At 57.5% G+C, this 22,221-nt stretch carries 20 protein-coding genes; 16 read left to right on the top strand and 4 right to left on the bottom strand.

All coding sequences use genetic code 11. The features are described from left to right. Nucleotides 1-72: 72 nt before the first annotated feature. A complete protein-coding gene (locus K9U38_RS21655) occupies nt 73-1,797 on the top strand; it encodes an ABC transporter substrate-binding protein (protein WP_224496432.1) in 1,725 nt (574 codons plus the stop codon). 214 nt (nt 1,798-2,011) lie between these two features. Beyond that, nucleotides 2,012-2,659 (top strand): VOC family protein, encoded by a 648-nt coding sequence (locus K9U38_RS21660; RefSeq protein ID WP_224496433.1) that lies wholly within the window; start codon nt 2,012-2,014, stop codon nt 2,657-2,659. A gap of 16 nt (nt 2,660-2,675) precedes the next feature. On the opposite strand, the gene K9U38_RS21665 is transcribed toward K9U38_RS21660, so the two are convergent. Beyond that, nucleotides 2,676-3,839, bottom strand: coding sequence for a dihydrodipicolinate synthase family protein (locus K9U38_RS21665; RefSeq protein WP_224496434.1), 1,164 nt, complete (start codon nt 3,837-3,839; stop codon nt 2,676-2,678). A gap of 236 nt (nt 3,840-4,075) precedes the next feature. Between K9U38_RS21665 and K9U38_RS21670 the strand changes: the two genes are divergently transcribed. The 12 genes from K9U38_RS21670 (at nt 4,076) to K9U38_RS21725 (ending at nt 18,293) form a co-directional block, all read left to right on the top strand. Further along, nucleotides 4,076-5,113 carry a LacI family DNA-binding transcriptional regulator gene (locus tag K9U38_RS21670; protein ID WP_224496435.1) on the top strand — a complete coding sequence of 346 codons (1,038 nt, stop codon included), beginning with the start codon at nt 4,076-4,078 and terminating at the stop codon, nt 5,111-5,113. Beyond that, nucleotides 5,110-6,111 (top strand): Gfo/Idh/MocA family protein, encoded by a 1,002-nt coding sequence (locus tag K9U38_RS21675; protein WP_224496436.1) that lies wholly within the window; start codon nt 5,110-5,112, stop codon nt 6,109-6,111. The genes K9U38_RS21670 and K9U38_RS21675 overlap by 4 nt, the downstream gene beginning before the upstream one ends. A 16-nt stretch (nt 6,112-6,127) precedes the next feature. Continuing rightward, nucleotides 6,128-7,729 carry an acyl CoA:acetate/3-ketoacid CoA transferase gene (locus K9U38_RS21680; RefSeq protein WP_224496437.1) on the top strand — a complete coding sequence of 534 codons (1,602 nt, stop codon included), beginning with the start codon at nt 6,128-6,130 and terminating at the stop codon, nt 7,727-7,729. Continuing rightward, nucleotides 7,722-8,501, top strand: a complete 780-nt coding sequence (locus tag K9U38_RS21685) for an enoyl-CoA hydratase/isomerase family protein (protein WP_224496438.1) — start codon at nt 7,722-7,724, stop codon at nt 8,499-8,501. The genes K9U38_RS21680 and K9U38_RS21685 overlap by 8 nt, the downstream gene beginning before the upstream one ends. Then, nucleotides 8,501-10,009 (top strand): aldehyde dehydrogenase family protein, encoded by a 1,509-nt coding sequence (locus K9U38_RS21690; RefSeq protein ID WP_224496439.1) that lies wholly within the window; start codon nt 8,501-8,503, stop codon nt 10,007-10,009. Before K9U38_RS21685 ends, K9U38_RS21690 begins: the two co-directional genes overlap by 1 nt. A gap of 107 nt (nt 10,010-10,116) precedes the next feature. Then, the gene (locus K9U38_RS21695) at nt 10,117-11,364 is read left to right on the top strand and encodes an ABC transporter substrate-binding protein (protein ID WP_224496440.1); all 1,248 of its coding nucleotides are present in this window, start codon (nt 10,117-10,119) and stop codon (nt 11,362-11,364) included. Between the two features lie 96 nt (nt 11,365-11,460). Continuing rightward, nucleotides 11,461-12,339, top strand: coding sequence for a carbohydrate ABC transporter permease (locus tag K9U38_RS21700; protein WP_224496441.1), 879 nt, complete (start codon nt 11,461-11,463; stop codon nt 12,337-12,339). Next, entirely contained in the window at nt 12,336-13,217 is an 882-nt protein-coding gene (locus K9U38_RS21705) for a carbohydrate ABC transporter permease (RefSeq protein WP_224496442.1), read from the top strand. Before K9U38_RS21700 ends, K9U38_RS21705 begins: the two co-directional genes overlap by 4 nt. A gap of 4 nt (nt 13,218-13,221) precedes the next feature. After that, nucleotides 13,222-14,340, top strand: coding sequence for an ABC transporter ATP-binding protein (locus K9U38_RS21710; protein ID WP_224496443.1), 1,119 nt, complete (start codon nt 13,222-13,224; stop codon nt 14,338-14,340). Between the two features lie 8 nt (nt 14,341-14,348). Next, nucleotides 14,349-15,872 (top strand): GMC oxidoreductase, encoded by a 1,524-nt coding sequence (locus tag K9U38_RS21715; protein WP_224496444.1) that lies wholly within the window; start codon nt 14,349-14,351, stop codon nt 15,870-15,872. After that, nucleotides 15,872-16,636 (top strand): 3-ketoacyl-ACP reductase, encoded by a 765-nt coding sequence (locus K9U38_RS21720; RefSeq protein ID WP_224496445.1) that lies wholly within the window; start codon nt 15,872-15,874, stop codon nt 16,634-16,636. Before K9U38_RS21715 ends, K9U38_RS21720 begins: the two co-directional genes overlap by 1 nt. Before the next feature lies 1 nt (nt 16,637). Next, the gene (locus K9U38_RS21725; RefSeq protein WP_224496446.1) at nt 16,638-18,293 is read left to right on the top strand and encodes a GMC family oxidoreductase; all 1,656 of its coding nucleotides are present in this window, start codon (nt 16,638-16,640) and stop codon (nt 18,291-18,293) included. 38 nt (nt 18,294-18,331) lie between these two features. Here the strand turns inward: K9U38_RS21725 and K9U38_RS21730 are convergent, their stop codons facing one another. Both K9U38_RS21730 and K9U38_RS21735 read right to left on the bottom strand, forming a co-directional pair. Next, on the bottom strand, nt 18,332-18,586 hold the full coding sequence (locus K9U38_RS21730; RefSeq protein ID WP_224496447.1) for a DUF982 domain-containing protein: 255 nt from the start codon (nt 18,584-18,586) through the stop codon (nt 18,332-18,334). 155 nt (nt 18,587-18,741) lie between these two features. After that, nucleotides 18,742-19,959, bottom strand: a complete 1,218-nt coding sequence (locus K9U38_RS21735) for an MFS transporter (protein WP_224496448.1) — start codon at nt 19,957-19,959, stop codon at nt 18,742-18,744. A gap of 193 nt (nt 19,960-20,152) precedes the next feature. On the opposite strand from K9U38_RS21735, the gene K9U38_RS21740 reads away from it, so the two are divergent. Further along, nucleotides 20,153-20,575 carry a DUF4864 domain-containing protein gene (locus K9U38_RS21740; RefSeq protein ID WP_370632030.1) on the top strand — a complete coding sequence of 141 codons (423 nt, stop codon included), beginning with the start codon at nt 20,153-20,155 and terminating at the stop codon, nt 20,573-20,575. Here K9U38_RS21740 and K9U38_RS21745 read toward each other — a convergent pair. After that, nucleotides 20,529-21,200: a transglutaminase-like cysteine peptidase gene (locus K9U38_RS21745; RefSeq protein ID WP_370632031.1), complete on the bottom strand. Its 672-nt coding sequence runs from the start codon at nt 21,198-21,200 to the stop codon at nt 20,529-20,531. The two genes, K9U38_RS21740 and K9U38_RS21745, sit on opposite strands and share 47 nt — an antisense overlap. An 803-nt stretch (nt 21,201-22,003) precedes the next feature. Between K9U38_RS21745 and K9U38_RS21750 the strand changes: the two genes are divergently transcribed. Beyond that, the coding region (locus tag K9U38_RS21750) for a hypothetical protein (RefSeq protein WP_224496449.1) at nt 22,004-22,221 on the top strand (218 nt) is incomplete at its 3' end.

Raw genomic sequence — 22,221 nt, forward strand, 5'->3', positions numbered from 1 at the left:
GTCTAAAGAATAAGGTGCAGGGCATTCCGCCACGCACCTGACGATGCAATCGCAACTCTGGGAGGACTAAAAATGCGAACGCGAGTACTCACGACAACAACAGCTCTCGTACTGCTGTTCGGCGCAGGCAGTGCCTATGCCGGCATGGACGAAGCCAAAGCCTTTCTCGACAAGGAAATCGGCGACATGTCGGCGCTGGATCGGGCGGCGCAGGAAAAGGAAATGCAATGGTTTGTCGATGCGGCAAAACCATTTGCAGGCATGGACATCAAGGTGGTGTCGGAGACGATCACCACCCATGAATATGAGTCCAAGACACTCGCCAAGGCGTTCACTGATATTACCGGCATCAAGATCACCCATGATCTGATCGGCGAGGGTGACGTCGTGGAGAAGCTGCAGACACAAATGCAGTCGGGTGAAAACGTCTACGACGCCTACATCAACGATTCGGACCTCATCGGCACCCACTGGCGCTACCAGCAGGCGCGCAGCCTGACCGACTGGATGGCGAATGAAGGCAAGGATGTCACCAACCCGGACCTCGACATCGATGACTTCATCGGCAAGTCCTTCACGACGGCGCCGGACGGCAAGCTCTATCAGCTTCCCGACCAGCAGTTCGCGAACCTCTACTTCTTCCGCTATGACTGGTTCAACGACGAGAAGAACAAGGCGGATTTCAAGGCCAAGTACGGCTACGATCTCGGCGTGCCGGTCAACTGGTCGGCCTACGAAGATATCGCCGAGTTCTTCACAGGCCGCGAGATCGACGGCAAGAAGGTCTATGGCCACATGGACTACGGCAAGAAGGACCCGTCGCTCGGCTGGCGCTTCACCGACGCCTGGCTATCGATGGCCGGCAACGGCGACAAGGGCATCCCGAACGGCAAGCCGGTCGACGAATGGGGCATCAAGGTCGATGAGAACTCCCGTCCGGTCGGCTCGTGTGTGGCGCGGGGTGGCGACACCAACGGCCCGGCCGCGGTCTATTCGATCGAGAAGTACCTGGAGTGGATGAAGAAGTATGCGCCGGCCGCTGCGCAGGGCATGACCTTCTCCGAATCGGGCCCTGTCCCGTCGCAGGGCGAGGTTGCCCAGCAGATGTTCACCTATACGGCGTTCACCGCCGACTTCGTGAAGCCCGGCCTGCCGGTCGTCAACGAGGACGGTACGCCGAAGTGGCGCTTTGCTCCGTCACCTCACGGCGTCTACTGGAAGGACGGCATGAAGCTCGGTTATCAGGACGCCGGTTCCTGGACCCTGCTGAAGTCCACGCCGGACGATCGCGCCAAGGCCGCATGGCTCTATGCTCAGTTCGTCACCTCGAAGACCGTGGACGTGAAGAAGAGCCACGTCGGCTTGACCTTCATCCGCCAGTCGACGCTCGATCACAAGTCCTTCACCGACCGGGCACCGAAGCTCGGCGGCCTGATCGAGTTCTACCGCTCGCCAGCTCGTCTGCAGTGGTCGCCGACCGGAACCAACGTTCCTGACTATCCGAAGCTGGCTCAGTTGTGGTGGCAGGCAATCGGCGATGCCTCGTCGGGCGCCAAGACTGCACAGGCAGCCATGGACTCGCTGTGCGAGGAACAGGAAAAGGTGCTTGGACGTCTCGAGAAATCGGGCGTGCAGGGCGACATCGGTCCGAAACTGGCGGAAGAGCATGACCTTGCCTACTGGAATGCGGATGCCGTGAAGAAAGGCAATCTTGCACCGCAGCTGAAGGTCGAGAACGAAAAGGAAAAGCCACAGACCGTCAATTACGATGAGCTGGTCAAGAGCTGGAACAAGTAAGCTTCAAATCTATTGGAGCGGGGAAGGGGGTGGCGCTTTGGCGCCGCCCCTTTTTCGTTGATGGCTGCGCCAAACCAGAATGACGTACACGGCTGCGATCGGATGATTGACAAAGCGACAATGGCCGAAACAATATCGGGGCGCTGTGTAGGGTGCATCGACGCAACGTCGAAAGGGCAATGCCCGCCTCCGTGATTCAACAATGGATGCGCCCATGCCGAATCTTGACAACCTAAAGAAGCAAGCCAAGCAGTATTTGCGTTGGCATCGGGAAGGATACTACCCGGTAGCCGCTGAAATCAGGGCTGTCTTGCCACGGTTTCATCATCTCGATGATGGCGAGATACTGAAAGCGAGCTTCAAACTCAGCGACGCGCAGGAACTTGTAGCGCGTCATATGGGATTTGAGGGATGGCTGGCGCTCAAATCAGGAGCCCAATCCATGAGTAAGCCAATCGAACGGACCACAAACGGCCCCTTCCTCAGTTCCACCTCGGCACAACTCTTCGTCGCCGATATCCAGGCATCATGTGACTTCTTCACCGCCAGTCTGGGGTTCACGGTCGACTTCGTCTACGGCGATCCGCCATTTTACGGGCAAGTCGTTCGCGACAAGGCTCAGCTCGCGCTGCGGCAGGTGCGCGAGCCGGTGTTCCAAGGTGACATACGGGAGCGCGAACATCTGCTTGCCGCCGCGATCACTGTCGACACTGGCGATGCGCTCAAGCAGCTATTCCTCGACTTCCAGGCCAACCACGTAACGTTCCATCAGACGATCAGGAAGGAGCCGTGGGGCGCCAGAAACTTCATTGTGCTGGATCCGGACGGGAACCTCATATTGTTCGCAGGTCCGGCAGGTTGAAAATTCCGTCCTGTCGTCAAACACCATAAACCTGTAGCAGGCTCCGCATCCGGCCGACTGCAAGTTCAGGCTTGTCCAGGACATTGGCCTGATCGGCCAGCCGGAAGATGTCCGCATAATGCATGATGCCGCGGGCGGACTGCATCCCGCCCGGCATGGTGAAATGGCTCTGGTGGCCGTTGAGCCAGGCAAGGAAGACCACCCCGGCCTTGTAATATTGCGTCGGCGCTTCGAAGATCTTACGCGACAATGGCACGGTCGGTTCGATGACGGCGCGGAAGGCCTGGGTCTCGCCTTGGGCAAGATGCGCCAGGGCCTTCGACGCCGACGGAGCGACGGCGTCGAATATGCCGAGCAGCGCATGGCTGAATCGCTGGCCGTCGCCTTCGATGAGTTCCGCATAATTGAAATCGTCGCCGGTGAAACAGAGCACGCCATCCGGCAGCCGATCGCGCAACTCGACTTCCCGCCGGTTGTCGAGCAGGGAAATCTTGATGCCTTCCACCTTGTGTCTGTTATCGTTGATGATGGCGAGAACGGTCTCCAGCGCCTCCTCGAATGACGATGAACCCCAGTAGCCGGCCAATAGCGGATCGAACATGTCCCCGAGCCAGTGCAGGACGACCTTCTCCCTGGTCTGGCGCAGGATCTCACCATAGACCTTCCTGTAATCGTCCGCGGTGCGCGCAGTAGCGGCCAAAGCCCGGCTCGCCATCATCACGGCCCGTCCGCCTTCGGCCTCGACGAATCCGATCTGCGTCTCGTAGGCGTCGATCACGTCCTGAAGATTCGAGGCGTCCGCTGGCGCGAGTTGATCCGTACCTGCTCCGCAGGCAAGGTCCGCGCCTTCAACGGCCCGCGATTCCGCCAACGACCGGCGAATGAGTTCGCGGGCGCCCGCCCAATCGACGCCCATGCCACGCTGGGCGGTATCCATCGCTTCGGCGATCTTGAAACCGAGGGACCACAGGTGGTGGCGGAACGCCATGGTCGCATCCCAATCGATGGCTGGAGCACCCCAAGGGTTCGCATCGCGGGCCGGATCGGAAACCACATGAGCAGCGGCGTAGGCAATGCGGCTGAAGACCGGAGGCGCCGACGGTCTGGCGATGGGCTTGCCGACAAGTCTGTAATCATGGGTTGTACTGTCGGTGCCGGGCAATCTGAGGCTGAGGGTCATCTGCATTGCTCCCTTTCAATGTACGCTTCATAATTTGGAACGATCCAAAAAACAAGATAAAAGACGAAATTGCCAAAAAATGGAACCTAAATCGTCGAATCTCACCATGATGCACGAAATTCGATCCAAAAATTCAACCAAAGCGAGCAATTTCGCTGTGCCCGGTTGTTCGGCAATAAAACACTTGACTAATTTGGAACGTTCCAATTAAGTAGAAAGCACGAGGAGATTTCGTCTTGAGCAGAACCCGAACAAGCATCGTGGACATTGCGCGCGCCGCCGGCGTGTCGAAATCCACTGTGTCGCTGGTTCTCCAGGGCAGCCCGCTGGTCAATGAAAAAACGCGCGAAAAGGTCAGTGGCCTCATCAGGGATCTCGGTTATGTCTATAATCGCGGCGCGGCCAATCTCCGTCAATCGAAGTCGAAAATTGTCGGCATTGTCGTCAACGACCTGACCAACAGTTTCTTTGCGGAACTCGCTGTCGGCATGGATCTTGTGGTCCAGTCGGCCGGCTATGTGCAGTTTCTCGCCCATAGCGGCGAGAGCATCGACAGGCAGCGTCAGGTCATTGCATCCATGCGCGAAAACGGGATTGCGGGATTGATCCTTTCCCCGGCCCGCGGCACGGAAGCCAATGATATCAAGCCCTTGGTCGAGAGCGGTGTCCCCGTCGTCGTCGTCGTGCGCAATATGCCGGGGGCGAAGGTTTCGACGCTGCTGTCCGACAACTACGCAGGCGCGAAGGTCGCGGTCCGTCATCTCATCGGGCTCGGCCATCGCCGCATCGCCTTTATCGGCGGCTTCCTCGATACGGCGGTCTTTGCCGACCGCGCCCGCGGCTATCGCGATGCGCTGGTTGAGGCGGCCATTCCGCTCGACGAGAATTTTATCATCCATTCCGCGCCATCGCGCGCCGGGGGCGTAGCCGGCGTTGAACGCATGATGACCTTTCCCCGGCGCCCCACCGCGGCACTCTGCTTCAATGATGCTGTCGCTTTCGGCGTTTGCGACGGGCTGCGTGCCAACAATATCGAGCCGGGAAAAGGCTTTGGTGTCATAGGCTTCGACGATGTCATCGAGGCCAAGACCGCGGTTCCGGCGCTGACAACCGTTTCCGTGGACCCGCAGGGCATGGGCCAGCGGGCTGCGCAACTGCTGCTCAAGCAGATCAATTCGGGACAGATAGATCAGGAAACGATCGTGACATCGGTGCGGCTCGTTGTTCGGCAAAGCTGTGGCACACCTGTCAAGCAAGCGGAGGAAATCGCATGATACGCTGGGGATTGATTGGTGCGAGCACCATTGCGCATGAATGGGTTATTGATGCAATTCGCGCGAGTGGCGGTGAGATCGTCTCCGTGATGAGTACGAATGCGGAACGCGGTGCAAAATATGCGTCAGATCACGCAATTGCCCATTCCATGACTAGCATTGATGCCTTGCTCAACGATCAACCGATTGATGCTGTCTACGTTTCCACGACAAATGAACTGCACAGGGATCAGGTTCTGGCATCCGCCAAGGCCGGAAAACATGTCCTTTGCGAAAAGCCGCTGGCGACAAGTCTGGCTGATGCAAGGGCGATGGTTGCAGCTTGCCGCGCTGCCAACGTGGTGTTTGCGACCAACCACCACCTGCGCAATGCCGCAAGCCACACAGCGATGCGCGACGCCATTGCCGCAGGCAAGATCGGCAGGCCGCTCGCAGCCAAGGTGTTCCATGCGGTTTATCTGCCGCCGCACCTGCAGGGCTGGCGGCTGGACCGCCCCGAGGCCGGTGGCGGGGTGATCCTCGATATTACCGTGCACGACACCGATACGCTGCGTTATGTACTCGGAGATGATCCTGTCGAGGCCATCGCCTCCGCCCAGAAAAGCGGACTTGCCAAGGCCGGGCTGGAGGATGCGGTCATGGGCGTCATGCGGTTCAAGTCCGGACTTATCGCCATGTTCCACGACGGGTTCACCACCAAATATTCCGAAACGGGCTTCGAAGTCCACGGCACGGAGGGCTCGCTCGTCGGCCGCAACGTGATGACGCAGCGTCCGGCCGGGACGGTGGTGCTTCGCAATGCCGATGGCGAAACCGAGCTCAAGCTCGACCACAAGAATCTCTATGAAACAGGTATTGCGACCTTCCATGCGGCCATTGCCGGCAATGGCAAGCCGGCGGCAAGCGGTGAGGATGGTGTCTGGTCGCTGGCGGCCGGACTTGCGGTGGCAGAAGCCGCGAAGACGGGAACCGTCCAGCAAATCAATCCGGGACTTTGAAAGCAGAAATATAAGCATGGACAAGCACATAACCCCTGAAGAGGCCGCAAGTCTCATTCCCGACGGTGCCATCGTTTCGGTTTCCTCGTCGAGCGGACTTGGCTGTCCTGATTTGATGCTGAAGGCCATTGGAGCGCGTTTTGAGGAAACGGGGCATCCACGCGATCTGACCACACTGCATCCCATCGCTGCCGGTGACATGAGCGGTATCAAGGGCATCGACCATATCGCCAGGAAGGGGCTTTTGAAAAAGATCATTGGCGGCTCCTACCCGTCGGGACCTTCCTCGGCAGAACCGCCGCTGATCTGGCAGATGATCGGCAATGACGAAGTTGCCGCCTACAATATTCCGTCGGGCATTCTGTTCGATATGCATCGCGAAGCGGCAGCCAAGCGTCCCGGTGTATTTACCAAGGTCGGCCTTGATACCTTCGTAGATCCGGACCGGCAGGGCTGTGCCATGAATAGTTCTGCCGCCAAGGAGCCGGTCGTTCGTAAGATCGAGTTCGAGGGCGAGCAATGGCTTTTCTTCAAGCCGATCGTGCCGCATGTCGCGATCATTCGCGCCACGACAGCGGATGAGCGCGGCAACCTTACCTATGAGCATGAGGGCGCCTATCTCGGCGGTTTCGATCAGGCACTGGCTGTTCGCAATAATGGCGGCATCGTCATTGCGCAGGTCAAGCGGATCACGAAGAGCGGCTCGCTGAAGCCCCATGATGTCCGTGTTCCAGGTATCCTTGTCGACTACGTCGTCGTCGATCCTGACCAGAAGCAGACCACACAAACATTGTATGATCCGGCGATATCCGGTGAGATATTTCATCCGCTGGCAGATTTCGAACTGCCGGATTTCAATATCCAGAAAGTGATTGCGCGCCGCGTCGCGATGGAACTTGAGGCTGGCAGCGCCGTCAATCTCGGCTTTGGCATCTCCGCCAATGTGCCCCGAATTCTCCTCGAAGAGGGCTTGCACGGTGCGGTGACCTGGGTCATCGAGCAGGGGCCAGTCGGCGGCATACCATTGCTGGACTTCGCCTTCGGTTGCGCATCCAATGCCGAAGCATTTGTGCCGTCGCCGCACCAGTTCACCTATTTCCAGGGTGCCGGGTTCGATGCCTCGCTCCTGTCGTTTCTTGAAATCGACAAGACCGGGTCAGTCAACGTATCGAAACTGAGCTTCCGTCCCCACGTCACCGCAGGCGCGGGCGGCTTTGTCGATATAACTGCAAGGGCACGCAAGATTGTATTTTCCGGCATGTTCAATGCCGGCGCCAAGGTGCATGTCGACGGGGGAAAGCTGATGATCGAGAAGGAAGGCAAGCTGAAGAAGCTTGTCAATGAAGTCGAGCATGTCACGTTCTCCGGCCGGCGCGCTATCGAACAGGGTCAGGACATCACCTACGTCACTGAGCGCTGTGTGATGGTCTTGCGGCCTGAGGGGCTGGTGCTTACGGAAATAGCTCCGGGCGTCGATCTGCAGAGCCACATCCTTGATCAGTCGGATTTCCCCTTGGTCGTCGCACGTGACCTCAAGCTGATGGATGCCCGCCTGTTTGCTGCGGCACCGTTCGGCCTCGAATTGCCGCAAAAACCGGTGAGGACGCTCAATGGCTGATCCGCGAATCGAAGTCACCTTCACCGGTCCGGTCGCCACAATAACCGTGTCGCGTCCGGACAAACTCAACGCATTCGACATCGACATGCTGAAGGGTTTGAGTGCTGCCTGCGACACGGTCGAAGGCAATGCTGACATCCGTGCCACTATCCTGACCGGGGCCGGAAAGGCGTTTTCGGCAGGTGGCGATATCAAGGCTTGGGCCGCCATGACCCCGAACGAGTTCGGCCATGCTTGGGTGCGCTTCGGTCACCGCGTGTTCGAGCGTCTTGCGACATTGCGCATGCCGGTGATTGCGGCACTCAATGGCCATGCCCTGGGTGGTGGACTGGAACTGGCAGCCGCTGCCGATATTCGCATAGCGGAAACCCAGATCAGGCTTGGCCTGCCGGAAACCGGCCTTGGCATGGTTCCTGGGTGGTCGGGCACACAGCGACTTGTCCGGCGCTTTGGTGCTCAGGTCGTTCGCCGCATGGCACTCGGCGGTGAAATCTTCAGCGCGACAGAGGGCCTTGGGCTTGGACTGGTTGATCACGTGGTTGAAACAGGCGCTGCGGTAAAGACGGCGCAGGCCTATGCGGAGCGGATTGCCAAGCGCGGTCCGGCGGCCGTCGAGGTAGCAAAGCTCATGGTCGCAGTGGCCAGTGACGAAGATAATGGTACGGCGGTAGAGGCACTTGGATCGATACTCGTCGCAAAGACAGCGGACCTTCAGGAAGGTGTTTCAGCATTTGCTGAAAAGCGCGAGCCCGTGTTCAAGGGAGAATGGTAATGACAGTTCTTGTGCGCCCAAAGCCACTCGACAATTTCAAAATACGCGAATTCCAGATGCTGATCGACGGCCGATGGAGCGACGGTGCCGAAGGCGGCATTATCGAGCGCAGGAGTCCGGGGCACGACGTAGTGGTTTCGCGATACCACGCGGGAACCAGAGCTGATGCGGAGCGGGCGATTGCGGCAGCCCGCAATGCATTTGACAACGGGCCTTGGTCACGCATGACCGGCGCGGAGCGATCGAATATTATTCTCAAGGCCGCGGATATCATCAATGCACGATCCGACGAACTGGCTTATCTGGACTGTATCGAATCCGGCAAACCAATCAGTCAGGCGAAGGCTGAACTTGGGGGAGCCGTCGACATCTGGCGCTATGCGGCTGCCCTTGGACGTGACCTGCACGGCGAGAGTTACAATACGCTGGGCGACGGAACGCTCGGTGTCGTATTGCGGGAGGCGATCGGCGTCGTCTCCATCATCACGCCCTGGAATTTTCCGTTTCTTATCGTCAGTCAAAAGCTTCCCTTCGTACTTGCTGCCGGTTGCACTGCCGTCGTCAAGCCATCCGAACTGACATCGGGCTCGACATTGCTGCTCGGCGAGATCCTGATGGAAGCCGGCGTACCGGCGGGCGTGGTCAATATCGTTGCTGGTACAGGAGCGGAAGTCGGTGCGCCAATGACGACACATCCCGATGTGGACATGGTGTCATTCACGGGCTCCACCCTCATAGGCAAATTGACCATGAGCAATGCCGCCCAGACGCTCAAGAAGGTGTCTTTGGAGCTCGGCGGCAAGAATCCGCAGATCGTTTTTCCGGATGCCGAGCTGGACGACTTCATCGACGCTGCGGTCTTCGGCGCTTACTTCAATGCCGGCGAATGCTGCAATGCCGGATCCCGCCTCATCGTGCACCGCGATATTGCCGACGAGGTCGTGAATCGCGTTGCGGCGCTCTCGGCAAAGGTGAAGGTCGGCGACCCGCTTGACCCGCAGACCAAGGTCGGTGCGATCATCACGCCGGAACACCTCGCCAAGGTCGACTCATATGTGCGCACTGCGGAGGCGGCCGGAGCCAATCTCAGCTACGGTGGGGCTCCGATCAACCTTGGCATGGGGCAATTCATGTCCCCAACGATCCTTTCGTCGGTCCAGCCCGAAATGGCTGTGGCGCGCGAAGAAGTATTCGGGCCGGTATTGTCGGTACTCACATTCGAAACGCTGGACGACGCCATCAATATTGCAAATTCGATTGATTACGGCCTGTCAGCAGGCGTGTGGAGCCGTGACTTCGATACATGCCTGACGGTTGGCCGGCGAGTGCGGGCCGGAACCGTCTGGATGAACACATTCATGGATGGGGCATCGGAGCTACCATTTGGCGGATACAAGCAATCCGGCCTCGGGCGGGAGCTCGGCAGGCATGCGGTTGAGGACTATACCGAGACCAAGACCTTGAACATGCACATCGGTAGGAGGAAAGTAGTATGGTCAGGGAATTAAATCGATTGTAATAGCCATTCTGCATATTGTAGAAATGCCCCGGACCTGGGGGAAACTTCGGTCGGGAACTATCAAGTTTTATCTCTTTTTTCTCGTGGGAGGCTGAAATGAAAAAGTGGATGAATACGGTTGCTGCGGCAGCCATGCTGCTCGGTACGGCAACGATGGCCCGTGCGGCTGATAACGTCGAGGTCCTGCATTGGTGGACATCCGGCGGCGAAGCAACGGCGCTTGAAGTGCTGAAGAAAGATCTCGAAACCAAGGGCATTTCCTGGTCGGACATGCCGGTTTCCGGTGGTGGCGGCACGGAAGCCATGACTGTCCTTCGTGCTCGTGTCACCGCTGGCAATCCGCCAACGGCCGTGCAGATGCTCGGTTTCGACATTCTGGATTGGGCAAAACAGGGTGCCCTCGGCAATCTCGATGATATTGCCGCAAAGGAGGGCTGGGATGCTGTGATCCCAACGGCCCTGCAGGGCTTCTCCAAATATGACGGTCACTGGATCGCAGCACCGGTCAATGTGCATTCGACCAACTGGATCTGGATCAACAAGGCTGCCCTCGACAAGGCCGGTGGCAAAGAGCCCGCAAATTGGGACGAGCTGATTGCTCTTCTCGACAACTTCAAGGCGCAGGGCATCACGCCAATCGCCCATGGTGGTCAGCCATGGCAGGACGCGACAATCTTCGATGCCGTCGTGCTGTCTCTCGGCAATGACTTCTACAAGTCGGCCTTCATCGACCTCGACCCGGCAGCCCTCGGAAGCGACAAGATGAAGGAAGCTTTCGATCGCATGACCAAGCTTCGCGGCTATGTGGACGACAATTTCTCCGGCCGAGACTGGAATCTTGCTTCCGCCATGGTCATCGAGAACAAGGCGGGTCTGCAGTTCATGGGCGACTGGGCGAAGGGTGAATTCGTCAAGGCCAAGAAGGAGCCAGGCAAAGACTTCGTTTGCATGCGCTTCCCGGGCACCCAGGGTTCGGTTACCTTCAACTCCGACCAGTTCGCCATGTTCAAGGTCAGCGATGCGCAGCGCGCACCGCAGCTCGTCATGGCTTCAGCCATTGAAAGCCCGACGTTCCAGTCAGCCTTCAATGTCGTGAAGGGATCGGCCCCGGCACGTACCGATGTTCCGGACACGGACTTCGATGCTTGCGGAAAGAAGGCGATCAAGGATCTTGCCGAAGCCAACAAGGCTGGCACGCTCTATGGGTCCATGGCCCATGGTCACGCCAATCCGGCAGCTGTGAAGAATGCAATCTATGACGTCGTTACCCGCCAGTTCAACGGCGAGCTGACATCGGACGATGCAGTCAAGGAACTTGTTTCCGCTGTTGATGCAGCGAAATAGTCCTGAGTTTCTGTCCGGGGCGCCAGCGTCCCGGACAGGTTCCCGCGACGCTTTGCGGCAACGATAAAAATTCGAAATGAATCAAGGGGTGAGGCTATGGATACCCGCAGCCGCATACAGGATCTAATACCAAAATTGGTATTGGGACCGAGCTTTCTGATCGTTCTGGTCTTCGTTTACGGCTTCATCGCCTATACCGGCCTGCTGTCGTTCACAGACAGCAAGATGCTGCCGTCCTACGGCTTCGTCGGCCTGGAGAACTATCGCAAGCTATGGGCTCTGCCGCACTGGTGGCGTGCCATTACCAACCTTGGCATATTCGCTTCACTCTACATCATCATCTGTACGGTGATCGGTCTCGGGCTTGCGATCCTGCTGGATCAAAAGATCCGCATCGAGGGCTTTCTTCGCCCGATTTATCTTTATCCGATGGCACTTTCCTTCATCGTGACCGGTGTCGCGTGGAAGTGGTTTCTCGATCCAGGTATCGGCCTTCAGAATACCATGCATCAATGGGGCTGGGAGAGCTTCACCTTCACCTGGATCAAGGACAGCAAAATGGCCATCTATACGGTCGTGATCGCAGCGGTCTGGCAGTCCTCCGGGTTTGTCATGGCCATGTTCCTGGCGGGTTTGCGCGGGGTGGACAATGAGATCATCAAGGCCGCGCAAATCGACGGCGCGTCGACTGGCCTGATCTATCGCCGCATCATCATTCCGCTCATGCGGCCAGTTTTCCTCTCGGCCTTCGTCGTGCTCGCCCATCTCGCCATCAAGGCTTATGACCTAGTCATAGCGTTGACGGGCGGCGGTCCGGGTCAGGCCACCGAATTGCCTGCGACGTTCATGTATTCCTATACGTTCACCCGCAATTCAATGGGCATCGGCGCGTCGTCGGCGATCATCATGCTCATCATGATCTTCTCGATCATCATTCCATATCTTTATTCTGAAGTACGGGGAGACCGGAAATGAGCGCCCAAAGTCCGGAAAATGCCATTTCCAGCGGCAAGCTTACACGCGCGCTGATCTATACGGCGCTCCTGCTCTTCGCCTTCTACTACCTGCTGCCGCTTTATGTGATGGTCGTCAATTCACTGAAGCCGCTTGAAGAAATACGGCAAGGAGGAATGCTGTCGCCGCCACGTCAATGGACGATTGAACCATGGCTCTCTGCCTGGTCGACGGCCCAGATTGGTGTGCAACCAACAGGTCTGAGACCCTATTTTATCAATTCGATCCTCATGGTCGTCCCGGCAGTAGCCGTATCGACTGTCGTCGGAGCGCTGAACGGTTATGTCCTGACCAAGTGGCGGTTCCCGGGCTCCAACCTGATGTTCGGCATGTTACTGCTTGGATGTTTCATTCCGTTTCAGATCGTGCTGATCCCAATGGCAAGAATGCTCGGATTGTTTGGGCTGGCGGGCACGATCCAGGGATTGATTCTTGTCCATGTGATTTATGGCCTGGGATTCACGACGCTGTATTTCCGCAACTATTATGAGGCGTTCCCGACGGAGCTCGTTCGTGCGGCTCAGATCGATGGCGCCAGCTTCTTCCAGATATTCCGGCGGATACTCTTGCCATCGTCGGGTCCGATCATTGTCGTATCCGTCATCTGGCAGTTCACGAACATCTGGAACGACTTCCTCTTTGGTGCATCGTTCTCGGGTTTCAACAGCACGCCGATGACGGTTGCGCTCAACAACCTCGTCAATTCATCGACGGGCGTGAAGGAATATAACGTGCATTTCGCAGGCGCCATTCTCGCGGCGCTGCCAACTCTCATCGTCTACATCGTTTCCGGACGCTATTTCGTCCGCGGCCTCATGTCCGGCGCCGTGAAGGGATAAATCAATGTCATTTCTCCAGATCAAAGACCTGCATAAATCCTACGGCAATGTGCCGATCCTCAAGGATATCAATATCGAGATCGACGAAGGCGGTTTCCTCGTCCTGGTCGGCCCCTCCGGTTGCGGCAAGTCTACGCTGCTCAATACGATCGCCGGGCTGGAGCCCATCACTTCCGGCGACATCTCCATCAAGGGGAAATCGATCAGCGGCCTGCACCCGTCCAAGCGCGATATCGCCATGGTGTTCCAGTCCTATGCGCTCTATCCGAACATGACCGTAGGCGGAAACATTGCTTTCGGGATGGAGATACGCGGAGTGCCGAAGCCGGAACGCGAAAAGGCCATCAAGCAGGTTGCGGACATGCTGCAAATCGGTCACCTGCTCGAGCGCAAGCCAAGCCAGCTCTCCGGTGGCCAGCGCCAGCGCGTGGCCATGGGTCGGGCACTGGTGCGCAACCCCCAGGTGTTCCTTTTCGATGAACCCCTGTCCAACCTTGATGCCAAGTTGCGTGTCGACATGCGCACGGAAATAAAGCGCCTGCATCAACGCATGAAGACCACGATCGTCTATGTGACACACGACCAGATCGAAGCGATGACACTCGCCAGCAAGATCGCCGTCCTCAAGGATGGTGTCCTCCAGCAGTTCGGCACTCCTGCGGAGATCTATAACAATCCCACCAATCTCTTTGTCGCAGACTTCATGGGTTCGCCGGCGATGAATTTGCTGAAGGCCAAGATTGACGGGGACGCTTCCGCCTTGCAGGTCGTGCTCGAACGGCCCGATGCAGCTCCGTTGCGCTTGCCAATAAAGAATACCAACACTGCCTTGGTCAGTTTCGCAGGCAAGGACGTCATTTTCGGGATTCGTCCCGAGGCGTTGACCGATCCGGATGGCGCCGATCGCAATGCCGGCTCTATCGTTGAAGGCGAGTGCCTGATCGAGGTCGTCGAGCCTGCGGGCTCTGACACGTTTGCGGTGACCAAGCTTGGCGGCAAGGAAGTCGTTGCACGCCTGCGCGCCGATGCCCCGATCGCCGCCGGGCAGAAGACGCAGCTTGCCTTCAATCTGGACAAGGCCGTGTTCTTCGATCCGCAATCGCAATTGCGTATCGGCACCTGATCGAAACCATGAGCTCCGAACTGCAACCGGGTACAGCCGCTGATATCGTCATCATAGGCTCGGGTATTGGCGGCGCCACTGTGGCCGCCGGACTGGCGGGTTCCGGGGCGGAAATACTCATTCTTGAGGCCGGCGATCACTTGCCCGATCGCCCGGAAAACCGCGATCCTCGTGCGATTTTCCAGCGAGGTTTCTTCCGGCCGAAGGAAAGCTGGTATGACGAGACCGGCCAAGCCTTCAACCCGGGCAATTACTACAATGTGGGTGGGAATTCGAAGTTCTACGGTGCGGTGCTCACACGTTATCGTGCCGAGGATTTCGCAGAGATGCAGCACCTGGAAGGGGTCTCTCCGGCCTGGCCGTTCCCCTACGGCGAACTTGAACCATGGTACGGCAAGGCAGAGTCGTTGTTCCGGGTAAGGGGTGCTTTGGGTGAGGATCCGACCGAGCCACATCACTCGACTTCTTACGATTTTCCACCTGTACCCGACGAGCCGGCCGTTGCTGTGCTGCGGCAAAGGTTGAGAGCTGCGGGTGTCCACCCCGCATCCCTGCCATTGGGTGTCGATATAGAGACCTGGCTCGCGCGCGGAAAGACGCCATGGGATGCGCACCCGAATAGTTTCAACGGCAAAATGGATGCCGAGACGACGGGATTGGCCGCGGCGTTGAAACACAAAAACGTCAGGCTCCAGACCAATTCGCGCGTTACCCGGCTCGAAACTGCGCCCGACGGCACGATGATTACGCAGGTGCATTACGAAAGGGGCGGTGTCAGCCACGTCCTGAGACCGAAGCTTGTTATTCTCTCGGCTGGCGCCGTTCAGTCTGCGGTCTTGCTGTTACGTTCGGCCAACAGCGCCCATCCATCGGGTCTTGCCAACGCGTCAGATCAGGTCGGGCGCAATTTCATGAATCACAATCTTTCAGCCGTGCTCGGTTTTGATCATCGTTTCAGGAACGATTCGGTCTACCAGAAGACTTTCGGTTTCAACGATTTCTATTTGTCCGATGGCAAGGGTGGCCCGCCACTCGGAAATGTGCAACTGCTTGGGCGTATCAGTGCGCCGGTACTGAAGTCCGACCTCAAGTTCGTGCCTGAATGGGCTCTCAGCCGCTTCTGCGCCCATACTGTCGATTTCCTGGCCATGAGCGAAGATGTTCCAAAGCCGGAGAGCCGGGTTCGCGTCGATGGCAGCAAGATCATTCTGCAATGGATTCGCAGCAATTGGGCTGCGCACCAGAAACTGGTGGCGCAAATCAAGGGCGTTTTGCGTGAGGCCGGATTTCCGCTGGTCTTGTCCAAAGCCTTCGACCGCAAAACGCCCTCGCATCAATGTGGTACCGTCCGCATGGGAACAGATCCAGGACTAGCGCCGCTCGATACCTTCTGCCGGGCATATGAGCATCCCAATCTCTTTGTGGTCGATGCCGCGTTTTTACCGACGTCAGCTGCCGTCAACCCCGCGCTTACGATCGCGGCCCAGGCACTGCGCGTTGCTGACCATATTGTGAAGAAGGAGTTGGCGTGATGAAGCCCGTCGCACTCGTCACAGGAGCCCGGCGCGGCATCGGACTCGGTGTCGCCAAAGCATTGGCCGCACGAGGATACGATCTCGCGATCACCGATATCGTGCGCGATGACGCAAGCTATGCTGCCGTCCAGGCCCTGGAGGCACTGGGTGCATCGGCATTGTACGTTGAAGCCGACATTGCCGACCTTGCCGGGCATGATCAGACAGTCCGTTCTGTCATGGATTGCTACGGCCGTGTGGATTGCCTCGTCAATAATGCAGGTATCGGGTCCAAGGTACGCGGCGACTTTCTTGAGCTCAAGCCAGAGAACTATGATGTGATCTTCGCTATCAACCTGCGCGGAACGGTTTTCTTCACGCAAAGCGTTCTGAAGGCCATGCTGGCTCAGACGGACCATGCCGCACCGCGGTCAATCATCAATATCACTTCCATATCCGCCGAAATGACATCGCCCGATCGCCTAGATTACTGCATGACGAAGGCAGCGCTTGCCGCATTCACCCAAGGTTTGGCGCTACGGCTGGCCGACCAGGATATCAGTGTTTTCGATGTACGCCCGGGCATTATTCGTTCGGATATGACATCAGCGGTTGCCGCCAAATACGACAAGCTGATCGCCGGAGGGCACGTGCCCATGAAACGCTGGGGCGAGCCAGACGATCTTGGCCGCATCGTTGCGGCGCTCGCCGGTGGTGATTTCAATTTTGCAACGGGCTCAATCATCAATGCTGATGGCGCCCTTTCGATAAGCAGGCTTTGAGATGAATTACGACTATATCATAACCGGCGCTGGTCCTGCGGGCTGCGTACTTGCCAACCGGCTTAGCGAAGATCCGTCCGTGACTGTTCTTCTGCTGGAAGCGGGCGGCGGGGATTGGAACCCGCTGTTTCACATGCCCGCCGGCTTCGCCAAGATGACCAAGGGCGTCGCGAGTTGGGGATGGGAGACAGTGCCGCAAAAGCACATGAAGAATCGCGTCCTCCGCTATACGCAGGCAAAGGTCATTGGCGGCGGTTCAAGTATCAATGCCCAACTTTATACTCGCGGCAATGCAACCGACTACGATCTTTGGGCGAAAGAGGAGGGCTGTGCGGGCTGGAGCTATCGTGACGTGTTGCCCTATTTCAAACGGGCTGAGGACAATCAGCGCTATGCTGACGACTACCACGCCTATGGCGGCCCACTCGGCGTTTCGATGCCGGCAGCGACTCTGCCCATCTGCGATGCCTATATTCGGGCAGGACAGGAATTGGGTATTCCTTATAACCACGACTTCAATGGCCAGCAGCAGGCGGGCGTCGGATTTTATCAGCTGACCCAGCGCAATCGCCGCAGGTCTTCGGCATCGATGGCCTATCTGGCACCAGTCCGGGAACGAAAGAACCTGACGGTCCGCATGGGTGCGCAGGTGTCGAGGATCGTGGTGGAGGGGAAGCGCGCCATCGGTGTGGAAATCATCAATGGCAGTTCGCGCGAGCTGGTCCGGGCAAATCAGGAGGTGCTGGTAAGCTCGGGAGCGATCGGATCGCCGAAGCTGCTGCTTCAGTCCGGCATCGGTCCTGCGGACCATCTGAAAGGCGTCGGAGTGCCGGTTGTGCACGATCTGCCGGGTGTGGGTGAGAACCTGCAGGACCACCTTGATCTTTTTGTCATTTGCGAATGCACGGGAGATCACACCTATGATGGGGTGGCCAAATTGCATCGGACCCTATGGGCAGGGCTGCAATATGTACTCTTCCGCTCCGGACCGGTAGCGTCGAGCCTGTTCGAAACCGGCGGCTTCTGGTATGCCGATCCGGACGCGCGCTCGCCTGACATCCAGTTCCACCTGGGACTTGGTTCCGGTATCGAGGCCGGCGTCGAACGGTTGAAAAATGCCGGGGTCACTCTCAACTCAGCCTATCTGCATCCGCGGTCACGCGGCACCGTTCGGCTTCAGTCGGATGATGCCACGTCTACGCCACTGATTGACCCCAACTATTGGAGCGACCCCCATGATCGCAAGATGTCGATTGAGGGATTGAAGATCGCACGCGAGATCATGAGTCAGACAGCGCTGAAGCCCTTTGTCATGGCCGAGCGCCTACCTGGGCCGAAATACAATTCAGATGCAGAACTGTTCGACTATGGCTGTGCCAACGCCAAGACGGACCATCATCCTGTCGGAACGTGCAAGATGGGTACGGATCCCATGGCCGTCGTCGACCTGGAGCTGAAAGTCCGTGGACTGGAGGGATTGCGCGTCTGCGACAGCTCGGTGATGCCGCGTGTTCCATCGTGCAACACCAATGCGCCGACAATTATGATGGGAGAGAAGGGCGCCGATATCATTCGCCAGCGCACACCATTGCCACCGGCAATTTTCAGCCATGAAATGAACGAGAGGCGCCCACGCGCACGTGCCAATGTACGTTGATTTGAGTTCAAGGCGGCGGCAGACGCCGCCGGTTACGACTAGTGCAGTCTTGGATCGAGGAAAATGCCCGCTTCACGTGCGGCACTGATAAAGGCATGGCGAGCCTTGTGCGCGGGTTTCCAGCCATCAAGAGCATCGAGGCAGGTTTGCAATGCTCTTCTGTAGCTGGGGCCTTTCTTAGAAGGCCAGTAGGTTCGCAGGCATTCTATCGCTTCCCATACGCTGGAAACGGCGCGTTGGCCGGTAGCTCCAAGAGTAACCATAACGGGGATGGGAAAACGCTTGTCGTTCATTACTTCCTCCATGGATGTCGGACAGTCCAGCTTTGCTCGAATGCTCGGCTGAGCTGATCACAGTAATGCGTCGGGAGTCAGTCTGGTTCCATGACAATTGGACGAAATATTCTTGATCATCGTTGGTTCGAATCACATGACATTCCGCAAGGATATCACCGAACTTTCGGACGCACCAACCAGCCGTAGACGGCCCCTCCCGCCAGAAGGATGGATGTAACAAGAAACACAGCACGCATGCCGATATGGCCGCCGATGAATCCCCCCGCCAATGGCCCGAGAACCTGACCAACATATTGGGAGGAAGTAGCGTATCCGAGGACGTTGCCCGCGACATTATCTGGAACATTGTGCCGGATCACGGCAGTAATGCAGGGCAGGAGGCCGCCAAGCGAAAGCCCCATCAAAAAGCGCAGGATAATCAGCTGCCAGCCCTGCGTGACGAAGGCCTGAGGAATGAGCAACAGGGCGGATACGGCTAGCGCCGCAACGATGACATTCCAATGACCGATACGATCGGCCAGTTTGCCGAGGCGCGCGGCTGACAGGATGCTGCCAAGTGCCGCCGCGGACATGACGACGCCGGCAACAAGCGTGATGCGCGAAGGATCATCGACCAGCTGCGCTACATAAACGGTGATGATGGGTTCTATCGACATATTTGCGAGCATCAGGAGCAGACCCGCCAGAAGCATGACGACCACCGGACGCTTGTCCGGGATGGATGCCCATCCTCCCGCGCTCCGACCCTTGAGCAACTTCGGCGAGCGCCACTCTTCCTTGATGAAAAGGCTTGTTGCCAGGAAAGTGATGAATATCACGGCACCTGCGAGCCAGAAGGTCTGGCGAATGCCGATCAACGGCGGCAATGCGCCCCCAATCAGTGGTCCAACAAGATTGCCTGCCATTATGCCCGAGGCAAGCATCCCGAGCGCCCACGCCGTGCGCGCCTTCGGCGTTTGCGTGGCGACGAGTACGGTCGAGCCCGAAGCATAGCCGCCAAGCAATCCGGTCAGCAGGCGCAGAAAGACAAGCTGCCAGACATCGGTCGCCATGCCCATCAACGACATGGCAATGGCCATACCGAGGCTGGCGCGGATGAGCATCAACTTTCGGCCGTAGAGATCTGCCAGCCGACCCCAAAGCGGGGCTACCAGGGCTGCGGTAAAGAAAGTGGCGCCATAGGCCACACCCGACCATTGGACGATCGCTGCATGATCCTTGACGCCCAATTGTTCGATATAGAGTGGCAAAAATGGCAGGATCAGTGTCATCGCCACGATCGTGGTGAACGATCCGAGCAGGCAGACAACGAGATTTTGTCGCCAGTAGGATGATTGCACCGAATCTTCAGTCTCGCCAACACCGCTCATGGGTCAGATCGCCGGATGGTCGGGTTCATGCGGGATGGTCATTGGGATTGTATGTCCGTATCGGCAGCCCGACACGCCTCATTGCAAGAGCGGTGCTGTGGCGGTACTTTTTCCCCAGTTCTGCTGCAATAGCAATGTCGCTTGACGCAGAAAGTGACAGCTGCCTGCGGCGAGGTGCATGAGGAGGACGCGCATGCTCCGGGCTTTATCGTATGGGTTGGCCTTAGGTGGACTGCTGATGTGGAACGGTATGGCCCGTGCCGAGGAACCGATCGATACGGCGCAATCGATTATCCGCAACCAGATAACAGAGTTTCTCAATGACGATGCATCAACGGCGTATTCCTTCGCCTCTCCCGCCATCCAGGGCAAGTTTCCCAACCAGAAACTGTTCTTTGAGATGGTCAAACGAGCCTATCAGCCGGTATACCGACCGGGCAATTTTGCGTTCGGACGGAACAAGGTTGCCGGCGATCAGGTAATCCAGGAAGTGTTGATCACCGGGCCAGACGGCAAGGACTGGACCGCGGTCTATCAACTTGTCAAACTACCTGACGGCACCTACAGGATCAACGGAGTGCAGATACTTCAAGCAGCCCCTGGTCCGGCAATTTGACATTCGCCGTGCGGGGGGCGGGACCTTTCAGCTTGGCGGTGTTGGTAACAGGAATGGCTTTGCCGATACGATCCCAGCCGGCAGATCGCTGCGATTGCCGCGCGTAATAACGATACGAGGTACTCGACCAATCCTTTACGGAATTGCTGCGGCTGTCGAGGATAAGGTCGCCCGCCGAAGTACGTGCGGTAAGCACGACATGACCCTCATTGCTGAATGGGAGGCGCGCCACCGTTAGCAACAGAGATGCCGCGGGCCAGCCACGTTTCATCAATTCGCGTTTTTTCAAGATTGCGAAGTCCTCGCAGTCGCCGGCCTTCGTCGGGATAGTCCAGAGGTCTTCGACGCCGTTGGTCTGCATGTCACTTTGCTGCCTGATGCTAGAATTGACAGCGATGTTGACGGTCTGCAGCTGGTGCCTTCTCTCTTCGGTCAATTGCACCACCTTGGCCCCGGATCTGGTGTTGCAGAGGCTCGCAAGGCGCCCGCAGAACGAATGAAAGGCCGGTGGACCGAAGCCTTTCCCTTTGAGCTGCATTTCGGTGCCTCCTGCATGTACCAAGGCCGGCATTGTGGCAGCCAATGACAGGGCTGTGACAGCCATCAGGAAATATTTGCGAATCATGCGTGCTCTCCAACAAATGGGCAGGACGAACATGCGCCTTAATTCGTTAAAATCGTGTTCTACGCAGTGAACTTGTGAATCGACTATTAACATGCTGTTACGGCATGTTTTCACGACTTTTGACGCTTACCGTCACAAATGAAGGGTATGAAAGTATCCACTAAAACAAACTGCGCCCTGCACCCGGCGCGTACTCTCGAATTAGATAATAGGGTATATCCTGAAATATTGCATCAATCTTTTTATACCAATTCTAAGCACGATTTCTAAGTATGAAGCAAATATTATTGCCGCTACATATTCACCAAGCAATAAAGCCATCAATGGCTAAGTGAAAAAACAAAACATTTTCCTAGTATGGTGAGTTGCTTGCGTAAGTTAACTCATGGGGAAATGTGAAATGCGTAAAACAAACAATAATAACAAAAGTGGAAGGCGCAGTGGTTTCTTCGCAATAGTAGCGATTTCCACCTTGGGTCTCGTAGCAACATTCAGTCAGAGTGAAACGGCCTATGCTCAAACCAAGCGGTCATTGTTTGCGAGCGCCGCACAATGCCGTACTCTGACGCAGGACAATGCTGCTCAATGCTGCTTCGCGTTGAACAAGCGGGCAGTCCTTTCAAAAAAGCAACTCGAGATGTGCCCGCCTCTGACGACGGCGGCAATCATCACGCCTTTCAGCAGGGATAGTGACCACGAAGGTGGTAGAAACAACCGCAGCGGCAGCCGCTCCAACAGTGGCAAATCTGCTGGTGGCAGCGCCGCGGCGGGAAATACCGGCGGGGTAAGCGGCGGGTCAACGGGTGGCAGCAACCCTGGCGGTGGTGGCAGCAATCCAGGCGGTGGTGGCAGCAATCCGGGCGGTGGCGGCAGTAATCCTGGCGGTGGTGGTGAAACTCCCGGTGGTGGTGGTGAAACGCCTGGCGGTGGTGGAGAAAATCCTGGCGGCGGTGGCAACCATGGCGGCGGCAATCACGGTGGTGGCAATCACGGTGGCGGCAATCACGGTGGCGGTAATCAC

This window comes from Phyllobacterium lublinensis (assembly GCF_020164435.1).
In the GTDB taxonomy this organism is placed as follows: Bacteria; Pseudomonadota; Alphaproteobacteria; order Rhizobiales; family Rhizobiaceae; genus Phyllobacterium; species Phyllobacterium lublinensis.

Bases quoted from the DNA above. Each gene is read 5' to 3' on its own strand.
- K9U38_RS21745 (WP_370632031.1), bottom strand. From the start codon at position 21,200: ATGATTCGCAAATATTTCCTGATGGCTGTCACAGCCCTGTCATTGGCT.
- K9U38_RS21685 (WP_224496438.1), top strand. From the start codon at position 7,722: ATGGCTGATCCGCGAATCGAAGTCACCTTCACCGGTCCGGTCGCCACA.
- K9U38_RS21660 (WP_224496433.1), top strand. From the start codon at position 2,012: ATGCCGAATCTTGACAACCTAAAGAAGCAAGCCAAGCAGTATTTGCGT.
- K9U38_RS21715 (WP_224496444.1), top strand. From the start codon at position 14,349: ATGAGCTCCGAACTGCAACCGGGTACAGCCGCTGATATCGTCATCATA.
- K9U38_RS21665 (WP_224496434.1), bottom strand. From the start codon at position 3,839: ATGACCCTCAGCCTCAGATTGCCCGGCACCGACAGTACAACCCATGAT.
- K9U38_RS21690 (WP_224496439.1), top strand. From the start codon at position 8,501: ATGACAGTTCTTGTGCGCCCAAAGCCACTCGACAATTTCAAAATACGC.
- K9U38_RS21675 (WP_224496436.1), top strand. From the start codon at position 5,110: ATGATACGCTGGGGATTGATTGGTGCGAGCACCATTGCGCATGAATGG.
- K9U38_RS21680 (WP_224496437.1), top strand. From the start codon at position 6,128: ATGGACAAGCACATAACCCCTGAAGAGGCCGCAAGTCTCATTCCCGAC.
- K9U38_RS21740 (WP_370632030.1), top strand. From the start codon at position 20,153: ATGCTCCGGGCTTTATCGTATGGGTTGGCCTTAGGTGGACTGCTGATG.
- K9U38_RS21705 (WP_224496442.1), top strand. From the start codon at position 12,336: ATGAGCGCCCAAAGTCCGGAAAATGCCATTTCCAGCGGCAAGCTTACA.
- K9U38_RS21730 (WP_224496447.1), bottom strand. From the start codon at position 18,586: ATGAACGACAAGCGTTTTCCCATCCCCGTTATGGTTACTCTTGGAGCT.
- K9U38_RS21700 (WP_224496441.1), top strand. From the start codon at position 11,461: ATGGATACCCGCAGCCGCATACAGGATCTAATACCAAAATTGGTATTG.
- K9U38_RS21695 (WP_224496440.1), top strand. From the start codon at position 10,117: ATGAAAAAGTGGATGAATACGGTTGCTGCGGCAGCCATGCTGCTCGGT.
- K9U38_RS21725 (WP_224496446.1), top strand. From the start codon at position 16,638: ATGAATTACGACTATATCATAACCGGCGCTGGTCCTGCGGGCTGCGTA.
- K9U38_RS21655 (WP_224496432.1), top strand. From the start codon at position 73: ATGCGAACGCGAGTACTCACGACAACAACAGCTCTCGTACTGCTGTTC.
- K9U38_RS21735 (WP_224496448.1), bottom strand. From the start codon at position 19,959: ATGAGCGGTGTTGGCGAGACTGAAGATTCGGTGCAATCATCCTACTGG.
- K9U38_RS21720 (WP_224496445.1), top strand. From the start codon at position 15,872: ATGAAGCCCGTCGCACTCGTCACAGGAGCCCGGCGCGGCATCGGACTC.
- K9U38_RS21710 (WP_224496443.1), top strand. From the start codon at position 13,222: ATGTCATTTCTCCAGATCAAAGACCTGCATAAATCCTACGGCAATGTG.